The sequence below is a fragment of the Thiohalobacter sp. genome (assembly GCF_027000115.1).
In the GTDB taxonomy this organism is placed as follows: Bacteria; Pseudomonadota; Gammaproteobacteria; order Thiohalobacterales; family Thiohalobacteraceae; genus JALTON01.
Genome location: NZ_JALTON010000015.1, coordinates 51650 through 68085, shown reverse-complemented (window position 1 = coordinate 68085; position 16436 = coordinate 51650). Strand labels below are relative to the sequence as shown.

At 66.7% G+C, this 16436-nt stretch carries 15 protein-coding genes; 4 read left to right on the top strand and 11 right to left on the bottom strand.

All coding sequences use genetic code 11. The annotated features are described in order from the left end of the window. Nucleotides 1–174 precede the first annotated feature (174 nt). The 3 genes from dnaQ to MVF76_RS02065 are packed head-to-tail and all read right to left on the bottom strand — an operon-like array spanning nucleotide 175 to nucleotide 2116. A complete protein-coding gene (gene dnaQ / locus MVF76_RS02075; RefSeq protein WP_297527123.1) occupies nucleotides 175–897 on the bottom strand; it encodes a DNA polymerase III subunit epsilon in 723 nt (240 codons plus the stop codon). Next, the gene (gene rnhA / locus MVF76_RS02070; protein WP_297527126.1) at nucleotides 894–1328 is read right to left on the bottom strand and encodes a ribonuclease HI; all 435 of its coding nucleotides are present in this window, start codon (nucleotides 1326–1328) and stop codon (nucleotides 894–896) included. Before rnhA ends, dnaQ begins: the two co-directional genes overlap by 4 nt. Nucleotides 1329–1342: 14 nt before the next feature. Then, on the bottom strand, nucleotides 1343–2116 hold the full coding sequence (locus tag MVF76_RS02065) for a class I SAM-dependent methyltransferase (RefSeq protein ID WP_297527122.1): 774 nt from the start codon (nucleotides 2114–2116) through the stop codon (nucleotides 1343–1345). A gap of 113 nt (nucleotides 2117–2229) precedes the next feature. Here MVF76_RS02065 and MVF76_RS02060 point away from each other — a divergent pair, with 113 nt between their 5' ends. Beyond that, nucleotides 2230–3810 carry a LysM peptidoglycan-binding domain-containing protein gene (locus MVF76_RS02060; RefSeq protein ID WP_297527121.1) on the top strand — a complete coding sequence of 527 codons (1581 nt, stop codon included), beginning with the start codon at nucleotides 2230–2232 and terminating at the stop codon, nucleotides 3808–3810. A 39-nt stretch (nucleotides 3811–3849) separates the two neighbouring features. On the opposite strand, the gene MVF76_RS02055 is transcribed toward MVF76_RS02060, so the two are convergent. Beyond that, complete coding sequence (locus MVF76_RS02055; protein ID WP_297527120.1) at nucleotides 3850–4011, bottom strand: PEP-CTERM sorting domain-containing protein; 162 nt, start codon at nucleotides 4009–4011, stop codon at nucleotides 3850–3852. Nucleotides 4012–4249: 238 nt separating this feature from the next. On the opposite strand from MVF76_RS02055, the gene MVF76_RS02050 reads away from it, so the two are divergent. Further along, a complete protein-coding gene (locus MVF76_RS02050) occupies nucleotides 4250–4753 on the top strand; it encodes a gluconate 2-dehydrogenase subunit 3 family protein (protein ID WP_297527119.1) in 504 nt (167 codons plus the stop codon). After that, a complete protein-coding gene (locus tag MVF76_RS02045) occupies nucleotides 4737–6410 on the top strand; it encodes a GMC oxidoreductase (RefSeq protein ID WP_297527118.1) in 1674 nt (557 codons plus the stop codon). The genes MVF76_RS02050 and MVF76_RS02045 overlap by 17 nt, the downstream gene beginning before the upstream one ends. A gap of 20 nt (nucleotides 6411–6430) precedes the next feature. Here MVF76_RS02045 and MVF76_RS02040 read toward each other — a convergent pair whose 3' ends face one another. Further along, complete coding sequence (locus MVF76_RS02040; protein ID WP_297527117.1) at nucleotides 6431–6853, bottom strand: DUF6524 family protein; 423 nt, start codon at nucleotides 6851–6853, stop codon at nucleotides 6431–6433. Nucleotides 6854–6965: 112 nt separating this feature from the next. Between MVF76_RS02040 and MVF76_RS02035 the strand changes: the two genes are divergently transcribed. Further along, nucleotides 6966–7772: a phytanoyl-CoA dioxygenase family protein gene (locus tag MVF76_RS02035; protein ID WP_317622916.1), complete on the top strand. Its 807-nt coding sequence runs from the start codon at nucleotides 6966–6968 to the stop codon at nucleotides 7770–7772. 13 nt (nucleotides 7773–7785) lie between these two features. On the opposite strand, the gene MVF76_RS02030 is transcribed toward MVF76_RS02035, so the two are convergent. From MVF76_RS02030 to MVF76_RS02005, 6 genes are all read right to left on the bottom strand, one after another. Then, on the bottom strand, nucleotides 7786–7971 hold the full coding sequence (locus MVF76_RS02030) for a DUF2970 domain-containing protein (RefSeq protein WP_297527115.1): 186 nt from the start codon (nucleotides 7969–7971) through the stop codon (nucleotides 7786–7788). 59 nt (nucleotides 7972–8030) lie between these two features. Then, the gene (locus tag MVF76_RS02025; protein ID WP_297527114.1) at nucleotides 8031–9209 is read right to left on the bottom strand and encodes a pyridoxal-phosphate-dependent aminotransferase family protein; all 1179 of its coding nucleotides are present in this window, start codon (nucleotides 9207–9209) and stop codon (nucleotides 8031–8033) included. A 437-nt stretch (nucleotides 9210–9646) separates the two neighbouring features. After that, entirely contained in the window at nucleotides 9647–11692 is a 2046-nt protein-coding gene (locus MVF76_RS02020; protein ID WP_297527113.1) for an ABC transporter ATP-binding protein, read from the bottom strand. 28 nt (nucleotides 11693–11720) lie between these two features. Further along, the gene (locus MVF76_RS02015) at nucleotides 11721–13130 is read right to left on the bottom strand and encodes an ABC transporter permease (RefSeq protein WP_297527112.1); all 1410 of its coding nucleotides are present in this window, start codon (nucleotides 13128–13130) and stop codon (nucleotides 11721–11723) included. After that, on the bottom strand, nucleotides 13127–14104 hold the full coding sequence (locus MVF76_RS02010; protein ID WP_297527111.1) for an ABC transporter permease: 978 nt from the start codon (nucleotides 14102–14104) through the stop codon (nucleotides 13127–13129). The genes MVF76_RS02015 and MVF76_RS02010 overlap by 4 nt, the downstream gene beginning before the upstream one ends. Beyond that, nucleotides 14104–16314 (bottom strand): ABC transporter substrate-binding protein, encoded by a 2211-nt coding sequence (locus MVF76_RS02005; RefSeq protein ID WP_297527110.1) that lies wholly within the window; start codon nucleotides 16312–16314, stop codon nucleotides 14104–14106. Before MVF76_RS02005 ends, MVF76_RS02010 begins: the two co-directional genes overlap by 1 nt. Nucleotides 16315–16436 lie beyond the last annotated feature (122 nt).

Here is a 16436-nt window from a genome sequence, read left to right as displayed (position 1 = left end):
TGCGTCTGCTGTTGACGTCGAAGCCGACCGTCGGATAGTACCGGCCGAACGCCACTGCCAGCGGCAATCCCACATAACCCAGCCCGATCACTGCGATGCGGGCATCTTCCGTTTTCAGCATGCTCCCATCCCCAACTGGTTCCAGATTGAATCCTCGGCCAGCGCCGCCGTTTCTCAGTGCGACAGCCGGCGCCACAGTGCCCCGTCGGCCGCGGCCTGGTCCAGCGCATCCAGGCGCGCCTCGTGGGCGGCCAGCTCTTCCTCGCTGGCCGTGATCACCGGCAGCGGCGGTCGGTCGACCGGCAGACGGCGGATGGCGGTATCGCCCGTGACTTCCTGCCCCGGCCCCTGCGCGGTATCCAGCGACAGGGCCACCTGGCCGCCGGTCATGGCCAGGTAGACGTCGGCCAGGATCTCGGCGTCCAGCAGCGCACCGTGCAGCTCACGGTTGGAATTGTCCACCCCGTAACGCTTGCACAGCGCGTCCAGGCTGTTCTTCTGCCCGGGATGCATGCGCCGCGCCAGCGCCAGCGTATCCAGTACCGTGCAGTGGTCCTCGATGCACCCCCAGTCCCTGCCCAACCGCTGGAGTTCGTGATTCAGGAAGCCAACATCGAAGGGGGCGTTGTGGATGACCAGCTCGGCACCACGCACGAAGTCCAGGAACTCCCCCGCGATATCGGCAAAGCGCGGCTTTCCTTCAAGGAACTCGTTGGTGATGCCATGCACCTCGACCGCGCCTTCGTCGATCTCGCGGTCCGGTTGCAGGTACTGGTGATAATTGCGCCCGGTCAGCCGCCGGTTCACCAGTTCCACGCAACCGATTTCGATGATGCGATGGCCTTCCGAGGGCTCGAGGCCCGTGGTCTCGGTATCGAGTACGATCTGACGATTCATGTCCTCTCCCCGCTCAGCATTTCGTCGATGGCACGATTGGCCAGGGCATCTGCCCGTTCGTTTTCGGGATGGCCGCTGTGCCCCTTCACCCAATGCCACTCGACCTGGTGTTCCTGCGCCAGCGCATCCAGCCGCTGCCAGAGATCCCGGTTCTTGACCGGCTTGCCCGCGGCATTGCGCCAGTTGCGGCGCTTCCAGTTCGGCAGCCATTCGGTAACGCCTTGCTGCACATAGCGTGAATCCGTGGTCAGGCGCACGGGAACCCGACGGGTAAGGGCCTCCAGGCCCCGAATGGCCGCCATCAGTTCCATGCGGTTGTTGGTCGTCTCGGGCTCGGCGCCATAGAGTTCCTTCTCGCGGTCGCCGTAGCGCAGCACCACGCCCCAGCCTCCGGGACCCGGATTGCCGCGACAGGCACCGTCGGTGAACATCTCCACCCGGCGACTCACGAGTTGCCGCTCCGGCTGGTCGGCTCGGCGATGCCCGGCGACAACAGCCCCCGCCGTGGCCGCCAGCGCGGCTTGATGGGGGTCAGGCCCATGACCCGCTTGCGGGCGACCAGCAGATAGGCGGCAGCGGGCAAGCGCCAGCCCCGGTCGGCCAGTCGATCGAGAACGCCCGCGCGTTCAAGCAGCCAGGGGGAACCCACGGGCGGCCGGAAGCCGATGGGCGCTGCCTCGACAGTGGCGAAGCCCAGCAGCGCCAGCCAGTCGCGCAGCCGCCCTGCGCCCAGGAAGCGCCCGCACCAGGGCACCTGTCCCCGCCAGCCGGTCAAAATGGAACGCAGTCCCCAAAGACTCCAGGGATTGAAGCCGACAATGACCACATGGCCCTCGGGAATCAGGCAGCGATCGACTTCGCGCAGCACGGCATGAGGATCAGAAGAAAACTCAAGAACATGCGGCAATACTATGATATCAATCGAATCGGTGATGACCGGCAGCGCATCTGCCCGCCCCTCGAACAGAGGCCCATTGCCGGCACCCGCATTCAGTCGAAAGCGGTTGCGCACCCGGCTCGCCTCGGTCACGTCCTCTGTCCAGGGCGCATCCACCAGCAGCATGTGATAGCCGAACAGGCTGCCCAGGCTGGCGCGCAGCCGCGTCGTCTCAGCCTCGCCCAATGCGCGTCCGAGCGGCGAGCGGAACCAGTCCCGCAAGGCCGCCACGGCATGAGGCCGGCAGCGCTGCCGGCCGGATCCTTCCTGCTCCCGTCCCATGCGCGCATCATACCGGATCGCTTCCTCACCGCGCAGAGGACGGACGGGTCGGTTGACCCCTCCGCCGGCAACTGTCAGCATCCCCGGTTCCGCCAGTCGAAGCCCTGTCCCACATGACCGATCGAGCGACATTCCGGCACCCATTGCGCCTGGCGCTGCCCTGGATGCTGGCGTTGTCCGTCGGCGGTTGTGGTCTGGACGAGGCCGCTCGGCGCGCGGACGAGGCGCCGGCACCTCTCGCCGAACCGGCCGGCGTCTCCCCGGAAGTCGCCGCCGCCGCGCTGCCGGTCGAACCCCGGCTTGCAGAGCCGCAGGGAACGGCGCCACCGCCTACCGATTTCTGGGAACGGCTGCGATCGGGCTTCGCCCTGCGTGTTCCCGACTCATTGGCCGTGGATCAGTATCGCAAGCGCTTCCTGCGCAGTCCCGACGACCTGCGCCGCCTGCTGCAACGCGGCGCCCCCTACCTCCCCTGGATACTGGATCAGGTCGAAGCGCGCGACATGCCCACGGAGATTGCGCTGCTGCCCGCCATCGAGAGCAGCTTCGATCCCTTCGCCTATTCCCACGGTCAGGCGGCCGGGCTGTGGCAGTTCATTCCCGCGACCGGTCGCCATTTCGACCTGGCGCAGAACTGGTGGTATGACGGCCGGCGCGATCCCGTGCCGTCAACCCGGGCCGCACTCGACTACCTGCAGCGCCTGCACGATCGATTCGACAGTTGGCTGCTGGCGGTGGCCGCCTACAACTCGGGCGAGGGCAACGTGCGCAGCGCCATTCGTCGCAACCGCGCCCGCGGGCGTCCGGCATCCTTCGAATACCTGAGTCTGCCGCGCGAGACGCGGGCCTATGTGCCGAGACTGGTGGCCCTGGCGCAGATCGTCGCCGAACCCGAACGCTACGGGGTGCAGCTTCCCGACGTCGATCCCGACGCCCGCCTGTCAACCGTCGACCTCGGTGGCCAGATGGACCTGGCACTGGCCGCGGAACTGGCCGGGGTGCCGCTCGCCGAACTGTACCGATTCAACGCCGGTTTCAATCGCTGGGCCACCCCGCCCGACGGCCCGCATCGGCTGCTGTTGCCGGCCGACGCCGCCGCGCGCCTGAGCACCGCACTGGAAACGCTGCCACCGCAACGACGGGTGCGCTGGGTCCGTCACCGGATACGCAGCGGCGAGAGCCTGGGCACCATTGCCCGGCGCTACCAGACCACGGTCGCGGTGCTGAAGGATGTCAACGAACTCCGCAGCGACCTGATCCGCGCCGGCCGGCATCTGCTGATCCCGGTGGCACAACGTTCGCTGGAGGACTACGCAGGGAGTCTCGCGGCACGCGAGGCGCGCCGGCTGGCGACCGGCGGCAAGCGCTACCGGGTGCGATCCGGCGATACCCTGTGGGACATTGCACGGAACGAGGGCGTGCGCGTGCGGGATCTTGCCCGCTGGAACGGCATGGCCCCCGCAGACACCTTGCGCCCGGGGCAGATTCTGGTACTGCACAGGCCCGGCACCGCAACCTCGATGCAGCGACGGGTGATCTACGAGGTCCGACGCGGTGATTCACTGGCCGCGATCGCGGCGCGTTTCCGGGTTTCGGTGCGGGAACTGACCCGGTGGAATGACGTCGACAGCACCCGCCCGCTCCGACCGGGCCAGCGCCTGACGCTGTATGTGGATGTGCGCAAGCAGTCCTGATCCGGCCACAAGGCCGGATCAGGTCGCGCGCAACCGGGCTTACTTGCGCTTGCGCGCCAGCAGGTAGCCGACACCACCGACGGCCAGCAGGGCCCAGATGCCGGGCTCCGGCACGGTCTGGGGCGGCGGCTGCGTGGCGGTTCCGGCCGACGCGGCGAAGCTGACAAGCGAGAGTGCCAGACTGGTGATCAGGGTACGCATGACAGGTTCCTCCTTAACGATCAGGGTTTCAGCGACTTTCCGTGCCGGCATCGCATGCCGGAATCGCTGTACCCATACGGATATACAGGTTTCGTACCACCATCCACAAGATCCTTTATTATTCAATGTATTGCTCTCCATCGGGCAAAGGACATGCCCTGCCTTGCCCGGAAGTTGTAAAAATCCCTGACATTCGCTCGGTATTGCCCCAAGCCACTGCAGCACGCACACTGGCTGCATGCGCAGGCGTTCCTTTCTGCTGCTGTCGGGACTGAGCGCCCTCCTGCTTGGCGCCCTCCGGTTGGTCCGACGCCCGACCCCACCGGAGGTGCCGGACACCGTCCTGCTGGCCGCTGTCCTGGACAGCCTCCTTCCGGCCGATGGCGACTGGCCATCGGCCACGGAACTGGGCCTGGAGGACGCCCTCGGGCGCGAGCTGGACGCGCGGCCGGTCCTGCAGCGCACCCTTGCGCACCTGCTGTGGCGCATTGATCGCCAGGCCCGGACACTGGCCGGCGAGGGCTTCGCCGACCTGCTGCCGGATCGACGGGCAGCGCTGCTGGCCGAGATCCTCGACCACGACAGGGGGCTAGCGCCTCCCTTCGCCCGGCTGCGTGCGCTGGCGTTCGAGCACTACTATGCGCACCCGGCCGTATGGCGACGCCTGCCCGGCTACCACCCGCCCCAACCCCTGGGCTATCCCGACTATACCCGCCCTCCACCCCATGACCGCCTTGCCTGACCTCGAGGCCGACGTAGCCATCATCGGCGCCGGCGCGGGTGGCGGCGCGCTCGCCTGGGGACTCTGCCATGCCGGGATCCGGGTACTCATGATCGAGGCCGGCCCCGCCTTCGTGCCTCCCCGGGACTATCCGCAGACCGCTGTCGACTGGGAGCGTCACGCCTTCCCCCAGCCACCTGGCAGCCGGGGGCGCCATCGCTTCGCCCCGCTGCAGCCGCTGGACGAGGGCCTGCGTGCCGAACTGGGCAGCTGGAACGCCGGCCAGGGTCCGCTCAATCCTCGCAGTCACCGTCACGGCTGGCGCTATCACCACGTCCGCGGCGTGGGGGGCAGCACCCTGCACTTCACCGGCGAGGCGCACCGGCTGCATCCGCGCGCCTTTCGCCTGCAAACCGAATTCGGCGTGGGTGCAGACTGGCCCATCGACTACGACACGCTGGAATCCTGGTACCGGCAGGCCGAGGCGCTGATCGGCGTGGCAGGTGTCACCGAACCCAGCCGCCCGCGCAGCGGCCCCTATCCGCAGCGGGTCCACCCACCGGGCCATGCGGCGCAGCGCCTGATGGGTCGAAGTTCGCTGACCTGGCACCCCAATGCGCTGGCGGTGCTGTCCAGTCCGCACCAGGGCCGACCTGCCTGCAACTACTGTGCGGCCTGCAACCGCGGCTGCCCCCGCACCGACAAGGGCAGCACCGATGTCACCTTCATTCGTCAGGCGCAGGCCACCGGTCGCCTGACCCTGCTGACCGATACCGAGGTACTCAGGCTGGTCCCGGGCGGGGACGACCGCATCAGCGCGCTGGTCATCAGCGGCGCCGACGGCGCCCGGCGCCGCGTCCGGGCACGGGTGAACGTGGTGGCCTGCGGTGCGGTGGAAACGCCGCGCCTGCTTCTGCTCTCGGCCAATGCGCACGCCCCCGACGGCCTCGCCAACGAGTCGGGCATGGTGGGACGGAACTTCATGGAGACCCTGTCCTGGAAAAGCACCGGCCTGCACCCGGAGCCACTGGGCAGCCATCGCGGCCTGCCGGCGGACATCATCTGCTGGGACTTCAACGCCCCGGATGCCATCCCCGGCGTGGTCGGCGGCTGCCGCTTCACCCATTCAACGGCCGAGGGCGGCTTCAACGGGCCCATCGCCCATGCCACCCGGGCACTCGCCGGCTGGGGGCGGGATCATCGAAGACGGCTGCGCGCGGAATTCGGGCGGCTGATCTCGGTCGGCGCCATCGGCGAGTCCCTGCCCCATCCCGGCAGCTTCATCGACCTCGATCCCGAGGCGAAGGACGATCATGGCCGACCACTGGCCCGCATCCACAGTCACCTCGACGACATGGCCGTCGCCCGGCTCCGCTTCATGGCGCGAAAGACACGGGAGATTCTTGCCGAGGCCGGGGTGACCGATCTGCGCGAGGAATACGGGACCTGGGACTTCTTCAGCGCCACCCACGTGTTCGGCACCGCCCGCATGGGTACCGATCCCGGGACGTCGGTGGTCGACGCGAACGGCCGCAGCCACCGCTGGAAGAACCTCTACATCGCCGACGCCAGCCTGTTCCCGAGTTCCGGCGGCGGGGAATCGCCTGCCCTCACCATCGCCGCCCTCGCCTTGCGCATGGCCGGGCACATCGCCGAACACCTGCGCCGGCGGGACTGAGGCCGCGTTTCCCGCCGCGCTCAGTCCTCGTCCACATCGTCGACATCGATCTGGCCGGTCAGGCGGCGGCGAATGTGCGACCAGCTCATGCCGGCGGCCAGTACCCCGCACACCATCACCAGGATGATGTAAGTCAGCGCGCGCACGCTGTCAGCCGGCACCAGCCCCCAGTCCACCACCAGCCACAGCAGGCTGCCGAAGAAGGCAAAGGCGAGGAACAGGCCAAAGGCCCCCAGCGAACGCAGGGTCGCCCGAATGAACACCGTCCAGCCGATCAGCAACAGGATGCCGGCCAGCACAAGCAGCGGCGTGGGCGACCGCCAGTGATCGCGCAGCCAGTGGAAGTAGGAGAAGCCCTCGGGATTGTAGGTCGAGAACACCAGGATGGCCGCACCGAGGAATCTCAACCCCACCCCCTGCCAGCCGATCGACGTCTGTGCCATGGCATTGCTCCGCATTCGGAAAGCCCGCGATTGTACCAAGCCGGCACCCTGCGTCCACGCCCCTGTGAGTGTCGCGTTCGACATGGGATAATGAGGGTTCCTCCACCGCGGAATGTCGGCAGTGAACGAAACACTCGGACTGGATCAGGCCCCGGAAACCGGCTTTTCGCCGGCCGAACTCGAGCACTTTGCCCGCGAGGGCTTCGTGGTCTGCCGCGGGCTGGCCCCGGTGCCGCTCGCGGAGCGCATGCTGGAAGTGGCGAGGCAACAGCTCGCAGAGGCGGTACCGCCGGTGGAATTCGAGGCCGAGCTGCACTATCCCGGCGCGCCACCGTCACTGGACGCCGAGGGGGGCCGCACCATCCGTCGACTGCTGCGTGCCCAGTCCCGGGATTTCGTGTTCACGCAATGGGTCAGCCACCCGCTGCTGCGTACGCGCATGGCGCAACTGCTGGGGCGGCCGCTGGTGATGCCGCTGGCGCACCACAACTGCATCATGACCAAGCAGCCGCGCTACAGCTCGGACACCGGCTGGCACCAGGATACCCGTTACTGGGCGTTCGAAACCGGAGAACTGGCAAACGCCTGGCTGGCACTGGGACCGGAACGCGAGCAGAACGGCTGCATGCGCGTGATCCCCGGGAGCCACCGGCTGGAACTGGAGGACCGGCGTTTCGATGCCGCCCGCTTCCTGCGCGAGGATCTGCCGGAAAACCGGCCGCTGCTCGACCAGCAGCGGATTGTGGAACTGGAGCCGGGCGACGTGCTCTTCTTTCATGCCCGGCTGCTGCATGCCGCCACGCGAAACCGCAGCGCGCAGACCAAGTACTCCGTGGTCTTCACCTTCCGCAACGCCGCGAACCGGCCCCGGCCCGGCACCCGATCGTCAAGCCTGCCGGAGCTGCTGTTTGCCGACTGAATCGAGCCAGGGTTCAGCCGGCGCCGGCGGCACCAACCACCGTTCGCACCACGAACCAGACGGTGAGGATGAACACGATGGTCGCGACCAGCCCCACGACGATGTAGACCCAGGGCCGGCCACGGGTGAAGTCCCGCTCGCGGGCACGGCTGCTTTGGACGCCGAAGAAACTGGCCAGCACGCTGCCGACCACCTGCATCAAGGAGGGGCTTCCATCACCCGCCCTGGACTCATCAGACATATCGGAATCTCCGCGGCTCAGTCGATGTAGGCATCCCGCGCCGCCGCCACGGCCACGCCCGACTCGATCGGTGCGCCCATGTCGGTCAGCACCGCATCCAGGGCCCCCAGGCAGAAGAGGACATTGGTGCGGTTGCTGGCATGGCCCATCAGGCCGATGCGCCAGACCTTGCCAGCCAGTGCGCCGAGGCCGGCACCGATTTCCAGATTGTATTCCTCCAGCAACCGGCTGCGGACCAGGGCATCGTCCACGCCATCCGGGATGCTGACCGCGTTGAGCTGGGGCAGGCGCGCGCCCTCGGGCACCACGAAGGACAGTCCCATGGCCTCGAAACCGGCGCGCAGTGCCTCATGGTTGCGCTCATGCCGCACCCAGGCATTCTCGATACCCTCCTCTTCCAGAATCACCAGCGCCTCGTGCAGCCCGTAGAGGGCGTTGATCGGCGCGGTATGGTGATAGGCACGCTTGCCGTCGCCGCCCCAGTAGCCGAGCACCAGGTTCAGGTCCAGGAACCAGCTCTGCACCTTGTGGCTGCGGTTGCGCACCCGTTCCAGCGCCCGCTCGCTGAAGGTCACCGGCGACAACCCCGGCGTGCAGGACAGACACTTCTGGCTACCGGAGTACACGGCATCCAGCCCCCACTCGGAGACGCGGAGTTCGGAACCACCCAGCGAGGTCACGGTATCGACGATGGTCAGGCAGTCGTGGCGCCGCGCAATCTCGGCCAGGGTGCGGGCATCGGACTGGGCGCCGGTGGAGGTCTCGGCATGCACGAAGGCAAGGATGCGCGCATCCGGGTTGGCCTTGAGCGCATCTTCGACCTTGTTCGGGTCGACCGGCTGGCCCCAGGGATCCTCGACCATGACAGGCGTGCCGCCGGCGCGCTCGACATTCTCCTTCATGCGCCCGCCGAACACCCCGTTCTGGCAGACCACCACCTTGTCACCCGGCTCGACCAGGTTGACGAAACAGGTCTCCATACCGGCGGAACCCGGCGCCGAGACCGGCATAGCCAGATCATAGTCGCACTGGAAGGCGTAGCGCAGCAGGTCCTTCATCTCCTCCATCATGCCGATGAAGGCCGGATCCAGGTGGCCGATGGTGGGCCGGGACATGGCCTCGAGGATTCGCGGATTGACATCGGAAGGACCCGGACCCATCAGGGTACGGCGCGGCGGGTGAAAGGACTCTGTCATGTCAGCCTCGATGGTTGATGCAAATGAATTGCCTGAACACAGGACTGCGGAATTATAGCCCGAAAGTTGCACGAAGCTGCCGGAGGGATGTGCGTCTGGCATGTTCGATGCCGCCTTGGAGCGAGAAGCGTAGCCTTCGCTACGGTTCGAGTGACAAAATCGCCGGGGGCGATTTTGACCAAGGGCGCCTCGCGCCCTTGGCCCCGTAGGGGTGGAGGGCAGGATGCCCGGAATAAAAGCGGTGCGATCGGGCGCGCCAGACGTGCAGACGCCGGCAGAGCCGTGCAGTAGCAAACCGCTGCCCGCCAATATACAAGAAACAGTCTTCATGCACATGGGCCTGCCTTCGGTTTTCATCGGCCTCGTGCAATTTTCGGGCTGGCATCCGGCGCCAGGCAAAGGCACGGCAGGGGCCCGCCCGGTATCCCGTAACCAGCTCATGGCTGCTGGTCGTCGCGTGGATAGAGATGACACTTGACCCAGCGCCCGCCCCCGAGCTCGGTGCGCCCGGGATAACCGGATCGGCAGACATCCATGGCCTGCGGGCAGCGGGGGTGAAAATGACAGCCTGAGGGCGGCGACACCGGCGACGGCAGATCCCCTTCCAGGCGAATAATCTCGCGACCCCGCTCGCGATCCAGCGTCGGCACCGCCGACACCAGCGCCTGCGTATAGGGATGACGCGGATCGTCCAGCACCGCGGCGACCGGCCCCTCCTCGACGATGCGCCCCAGATACATCACCGCCACCCGGTCGGCCAGGTAGGCAACCACGGAAAGATTGTGGGTGATGAACAGGTAGGCCAGGTCCAGGGTGCGCTGCAGCCCCTTGAGCAGATTCAGGACCTGCGCCTGCACGGAGACATCCAGCGCACTGGTGGGTTCGTCGCAGACGATCAGCCGTGGCCCCACCGCCAGCGCGCGGGCGATGCAGATGCGCTGGCGCTGGCCGCCGGAGAATTCGTGCGGATAGCGCGTGGCGTGCTCGGGCCGCAGCCCCACCTGTTCCAGAAGCGCGCTCACCCGCGCGCGCCGTGCTGCGCGATCGCCGCCGATACCCTGCGCAATCATCCCTTCCTCGATGATGTCGCCCACCTGCATGCGCGGATTCATGGAGGAATAGGGATCCTGGAAGATGATCTGGAACTCCCGCCGCCGGCGGCGCAGCGCCTCGCCGCGCAGTTCGGTGAGCTCGATGCCATCAAAGCGCACGCTGCCCGCCGTGGGGCGGATCAACTGCAGGATGGCCTTGCCCGCGGTCGTCTTGCCGCAGCCGGACTCGCCCACCAGTGCCAGCGTCTGGCCGGGGGCAATAGCGAAGTCGACACCATCGACCGCGCGTACGGCGCCCACCTGCCGCCGCAGCAGGCCCTTGCGCACCGGGAAGTGGACAGTGAGCCCGCTGACCTCGAGCAAGGACCTGTCACCCGCGGGGGGCGCTGCAGGCGCGGCCGCGCTCGCCACACTGCCCTCCCCGGTCGTCTGTCCTGCCTGCGCCTCCGGCACCCTGACGCCAGGGACGTAGAGATGGCAGCGCACGCCCTCCAGCCCCTCGCCGTCGACCCAGGGCGGCCGTTGCTCGCGACAGAGGTCCCAGGCCCGTTCGCAGCGATCGGCAAACCGGCAACCGGAAAACGGCCGGTCGAGCGGTGGCACGGTCCCCGGAATCTGCGCCAGCGGCTGGTCGCGCTTGTCCATGGCAGGCAGGGCCTCGAACAGCTTGCGACTGTAGGGATGCCGGGGCTCGGCGAAAAAGGCGTCCCGCCGGGCCAGCTCCACGATCTGGCCGGCATACATCACGCCCACCCGGTCGACCCTGTCCGCAACCACGCCCAGGTCATGGGTGATCAGCAGCATGGCCATGCCGGTATCGCGCTGCAGCCGGGTCAGCAGGTCCAGCACCTGGGCCTGGATGGTGACGTCCAGGGCGGTGGTGGGCTCGTCGGCGATGAGCAGGTCGGGCTCGCCCGCCAGCGCCATGGCGATCATCACCCGCTGTTTCATGCCGCCGGAGAGCTGGTGCGGGTATTCGTCGATGCGACGTGCCGTGTCCGGGATGCCGACGGCATCAAGCAGCTCGCGGATCCGCGCGCGCTGGGCCGGCCCTGTCAGCCCCTTGTGCCGGGCGAGGCTTTCGCCGATCTGGCGTCCCACCGTGAGCACGGGATTCAGCGAGGTCATGGGCTCCTGGAAGATCATGCCGATGCGTCCGCCGCGCACCCCGCGCATCTCGGCCTCCGGCAGCTCGAGCAGTTCCTGTCCACCGAGGCGCACCGAGCCCGACAGGATGCGTCCGCCGGGCTGTGGCAGCAGACGCATGATCGACAGCGCCGTCATCGACTTGCCGCAGCCCGATTCCCCGAGCAAGGCAAAGGTCTCGCCGGGCGCGATGTCGAAATCCAGATTATCCACCGGCCGAATGGCATGTTCGCCCTCGCCCAGCGCCACCGTCAGTCCGCGCACCTCGAGCAGGGGTGCCGTCATGAGTCCTCTCCCCAATCCGGTTGCCGTATCATCGCGTCCGCCTCAGCCTGGGGTCGAAGGCATCGCGAACCGCGTCGGACAAGAGATTCGCCGCCAGCACCAGGGTGAACATGAACAGGAAGGCAGCCAGCAGCGACCACCACACCATGGGCTCCCGCGCCATCTCCAGCCGCGCACGGTTGATCATGTTGCCCCAGCTGATCATGGAAGGGTCCACGCCCACGCCCACATAGGACAACACGGCCTCGGCCAGCACCAGTCCGCTGAAGTCCAGCACTACCGCAATCAGCACGATGTGCATCACGTTGGGCAGGATGTGCCGGAGAATAATGGTGCGATGGCGCACGCCGAAGGCCGTCGCTGCCTCGATGAAATCCACCTCGCGCAGCTTGAAGGTTTCGCCCCTGAGCATGCGGCACAGACCGGTCCAGCTGGTGATGCCGAGGATGACGCACAGGAACAGCAGCCGGATGTCGGCGCGCTCGGCCATGGTCTCGAACAGCTCGGGATGGTTGGCCATGTAGACCTGGAGCATGAGAATGGCCGCCGCGATCAGCAGCACGCCCGGAATCGAATTCAGGGTGGTATAGAGGTACTGGATGACATCGTCCACCCAGCCGCGGAAATACCCGGCCATGATGCCCAGCAGGATGGCGAAGGGCAGCATGACCAGTGTGGTGAGGGTGCCGATGACCAGCCCGGTACGGATGCTCTTCACGGCCTGGTAGAAGACATCCTGCCCCACCTTGTCGGTGCCCAGCACATGATAGGCAGCGGCAAAATGAATGGCGAAGAACAGTACTGCCAACACCGCGCCGAACGCGGCGAGGAAACTGCGCCAGGGCCACGGGTCCTGCCCGCGCAGAATGCGCTGCAGCACCCGCCCAATCGGCTCCCTGCGGCGCCGTGCCAGCAGCAGCGCCAGCAGCAGCGTCAGGGCACCCATGGCCACAAGCCATTGCCCCACCGCGCGCAAGCCCCGCTCACGCAGATCCGCGGCACGCTCGGCAGGATCGTCGAGATGGGCACCGCCGTAGGCCAGGCGCGGATAGGCGCGCACGGTGCGGCCCTCGGCATCGGTCACCGACAGCTTGATGAACAGATGGGTGGCGAAGGGCGCGGAATAGCTCTTCTCCACCTGGGTGCGCACCGGCCCCATCCACAGATCGAGCAGGCTCAGCACCTCGCCCGAATAATGCGTGCTGCCGCCGTTGCCGTTGTCCGGCAGCGCCTTGCGGAAGTGAATGGAATCGAGCATGCCGACCGCAACATAGGCCAGAACGATCACCAGCGAGGCCATGCCCAGCCGGCTCTTCAGCACCCGCTGCCAGGGCTCGCGCAGATGGGCCTGGCGGTGGGCGTGGACGACAAACAGGCTGACCACTGCGATCAGCACGAAGATGAGGGCGTCGGTCCAGAGGATCACCGGCTTGATCATGACAGCCTCACCCGCGGATCGACCAGGGTATAGGACAGGTCGGTCAGCACCAGGCCAAGGATGTAGAGCACCGAGCCCAGAAAGACCATGGCGCGGACGATGGCGAAGTCCTGCATGTTGATGGCGTCGATGGTATAGCTGCCCAGCCCCGGAATGCCGAAGAAGGACTCCAGGATCAGGCTGCCCATGAACAGCAGCGGCAATACCACTACTGCGCCTGTCAGAATCGGGATCATGGCGTTCTGCAGCACATGGCGGAACAGCACCCGAAGCTCGCCCAGGCCTTTGGCGCGGGCTGTGCGCACATAGTCCTTGCCGATCTCCTCCAGAAACAGGGTGCGGTACCAGCGCGTACCCGAGCCGATCCCGGATACGATGCCGATCAGTACCGGCAGCAGCACGAACTTCCAGGCCAGCAGCCCGGGCGCGTAGCCCGAAATGGGCACCAGCTTGAGCACCTTGCCCATGAGATACTGGCCGCCGATGATGTAGAACAGCCCCGATATGGACATCAGCACCACCAGCAGCACCACTCCGCCCAGGTCGAGATAGGTGCCCCGGAAGAAGGCCAGCAACATGGCGAAGGTCACGTTGACCGCCAACCCGATGATGAAGACCGGAATGGCAATGGCGAGACTGGGCCACATGCGCTGGCTGATGTCATGGCCGATGTCGCGGCCGCTGTCGGAGCGCCCAAACTGGAAGGCGAACAGGCGCACCGACTTGTCGAAGAAGATGGTGTCGGTGATCTTCTCCATGCCGCTCGCGGCGCTGTTGTACAGCAGCGGCCGGTCATAGCCGCGCTCCTGCTTCCACAGCTCGATGGCCTCCGGGGTCACCCGCTTCACGCCCAGATGCATGCGCGCCATGTCGTCCGGGCTGTTGACCACGAAGAAAAGAACGAAGGTAAGCAGGTTGACGCCGATCAGGATCGGCAGGGCATAGAGCACACGACGGACCAGGTAGGCGCCCATCAGCCCTTGCCCTCCAGCGCGGACATGCGCTCATGTCGCCGGTAGCCCCGGATCGCCGGCAGCAGCGCCAGCACCAGCAACCCCAGGAAGACCAGCAGCGGCCAGACCACGGGCCGGTTCCATGCCGCGCGCAGCTCGGCACGCCGCTCGGCGTCGATGCGCCGGTACTTGAGGGTGTTGCGCGCCATCAGATTGGGCTTGACGTTTTTCACCCAGCCGTGGTTGAGACTGAACTGCATGGGGTAGACGCCCCACAACCAGGGGCCATCGTCGCGGACCCGTGCCAGCATGCGGTCGATCAGCGCCTGTCGCTCCGGTCCGTTGTCCATGTTCTTGACCTGTTCGAACAGGCGGTCGAATTCGGGATTGCGGTAATTGGCCGCATTCTCGCCGTTGTTCTCCACCTTGCTGTTGGGCCCGTAGAGCAGAAACAGGAAGTTCTCGGGGTCCGGATAGTCGGCATTCCAGCCCCACTGGAAGATCTGCGCCGTGCCCTTGCGCATCTTGTCCTGAAAACGGTTGTAGTCGGTATTGCGGATGACCAGCTGGATATTCAGGCGAGAGAACTGCTTGCGCCACCAGTCCAGGCGCGCCTTGTCGTCCGGGCCACTGCCGGTGGTATCCAGATACAGCGTCAGCGGCTTGCCGGTTTCGGCATCGCGCCCGTCCGGATAGCCGGCCTCTGCAAGCAACTGCTTCGCCTCGTCCAGGGAACGGCGCACCGGCCTGCCATCCACCCAGCGGTAGACACGGGGATTGATGCCCTGCGGGCCATCACGATAGCCGAAGATGCCCGGCGGGAGCGGACCCTGCGCCGGCAGACCCCGGCCGTTCATGAAGATGGCGATGTATTCCTCATAGTCCACCGCAATGGCAATGGCCTGGCGCAGCTTGCGGGCACGCTCGCTGTAGCCACCCACCACGGGATCGAGCATGTTGAACCCGGTGTAGAAGATCGAGGGTGCGACCGCGGTATGGAGCTGCATGCCCCGGGCCTGCATCTGCGGCGTCAGGCTGACCTCGCCGGCGGCACCGATGGACACGGCCTGGTCGAAGCTGTCCGAGCTGATGCCCGAGCTGTCGTAATAGCCCTGCAGAAACTTGTTCCAGTAGGGGATGTCTTCCTTTTCCAGGCTGAACACCACCCGGTCGATGAAGGGAATCGGCTGCCCCGCGTCGGCCAGCAGGCCCGCCCCGGCATCCCCTGGCCCGCCTTCCGAGGGATAGGATTCGCCGCGAAAGTTCGGATTGCGTTCCAGCACCATCATCCGGTTGGGATTGTTGACCGTCAGCATGTAGGGCCCGGTGCCGACCGGATACCAGTCCAGGCTGATGTTGCGCTCGGCCATGCCCGGGCGGCCATAGAAGTGATCGGCTTCCCAGGGCACGGGGGCAAAGAAGGGCATGGCCAGCCAGTAGCGGAGCTGCGGATACTTGCCGCGGATGCGGATGCGGTAGCGGTAGCGATCGACCACCTCGGCACCGGCGAGCGGGTACTGCCGCAGGTCCAGGAAAGGTGCCTCCTGTCCGGTACGCTGCCTGAGCGTGCGATAGACCGGCGCCAGCGCCCGCGCCAGATCGCCCAGGCCGATGATGTACTCGCTCATCAGTCCCAGAATGGGAGAATGCAGACCCGGATGGGCCAGCCGCTTGATGGCATAGACGAAGTCTTCGGCCACCAGCTCACGGCTGCCGAGCCGGTCGAAGTCGGCGAGGTCGCGCACGCCGGCCAGTGCCGCCTCGTCGAGTTCTCCGTAGACCAGCCTGCCGGCGCCGTCCCGCGCCAGTGCCGGATGCGGCTGGAAGCGGATCCCCGGCCGGATGCGGATGTCATAGACGCTCTCGGCAATGGACTCGGGCGGCGCATCGGCCGGAAGCACCCGGCCTTCTGCATCGAGATAGGTCACCGTCGGCATCGCCGCGGCGGTCCGGGTGACCAGCGTATAGGGGCGTTTGAGGTAGTGATACTGCAGCGGCGGCTCGTAGACCTGTTCGATGAAGGTCCACTCGTTGGAACTGTAGGAACGCGCGGGATCCAGATGCTTGGGGCGCTCGCTGAACGAGGCATAGAGGATGTTGGCGGTACGCTCGGAGGCCGGATAGGGACTGTTCCAGGGCTGCTCGGAAGAACAGCCGACCAGCACCGCCAGCACACCGAGTGCCCAGAGCCATGCTGCTGCGTCCCGCCCCCTCCAGCGTCGCGTCGTCATGCGCGGATTATACGCAATTTTCCCCCGCCGCCCTGCTTCAACTGCCCGCCCGTTTCCGGTACCTTACGCCTTTCCGGAGAGGCCCGGCCTCCCGGTTTCCGTGAACAGCTCGATACAAGGAT

Coding starts and splice junctions, on each gene's coding strand:
- dnaQ (WP_297527123.1), bottom strand. CDS start 897: ATGAATCGTCAGATCGTACTCGATACCGAGACCACGGGCCTCGAGCCC.
- rnhA (WP_297527126.1), bottom strand. CDS start 1,328: ATGTTCACCGACGGTGCCTGTCGCGGCAATCCGGGTCCCGGAGGCTGG.
- MVF76_RS02065 (WP_297527122.1), bottom strand. CDS start 2,116: ATGGGACGGGAGCAGGAAGGATCCGGCCGGCAGCGCTGCCGGCCTCAT.
- MVF76_RS02060 (WP_297527121.1), top strand. CDS start 2,230: ATGACCGATCGAGCGACATTCCGGCACCCATTGCGCCTGGCGCTGCCC.
- MVF76_RS02055 (WP_297527120.1), bottom strand. CDS start 4,011: ATGCGTACCCTGATCACCAGTCTGGCACTCTCGCTTGTCAGCTTCGCC.
- MVF76_RS02050 (WP_297527119.1), top strand. CDS start 4,250: ATGCGCAGGCGTTCCTTTCTGCTGCTGTCGGGACTGAGCGCCCTCCTG.
- MVF76_RS02045 (WP_297527118.1), top strand. CDS start 4,737: ATGACCGCCTTGCCTGACCTCGAGGCCGACGTAGCCATCATCGGCGCC.
- MVF76_RS02040 (WP_297527117.1), bottom strand. CDS start 6,853: ATGGCACAGACGTCGATCGGCTGGCAGGGGGTGGGGTTGAGATTCCTC.
- MVF76_RS02035 (WP_317622916.1), top strand. CDS start 6,966: ATGTCGGCAGTGAACGAAACACTCGGACTGGATCAGGCCCCGGAAACC.
- MVF76_RS02030 (WP_297527115.1), bottom strand. CDS start 7,971: ATGCAGGTGGTCGGCAGCGTGCTGGCCAGTTTCTTCGGCGTCCAAAGC.
- MVF76_RS02025 (WP_297527114.1), bottom strand. CDS start 9,209: ATGACAGAGTCCTTTCACCCGCCGCGCCGTACCCTGATGGGTCCGGGT.
- MVF76_RS02020 (WP_297527113.1), bottom strand. CDS start 11,692: ATGACGGCACCCCTGCTCGAGGTGCGCGGACTGACGGTGGCGCTGGGC.
- MVF76_RS02015 (WP_297527112.1), bottom strand. CDS start 13,130: ATGATCAAGCCGGTGATCCTCTGGACCGACGCCCTCATCTTCGTGCTG.
- MVF76_RS02010 (WP_297527111.1), bottom strand. CDS start 14,104: ATGGGCGCCTACCTGGTCCGTCGTGTGCTCTATGCCCTGCCGATCCTG.
- MVF76_RS02005 (WP_297527110.1), bottom strand. CDS start 16,314: ATGACGACGCGACGCTGGAGGGGGCGGGACGCAGCAGCATGGCTCTGG.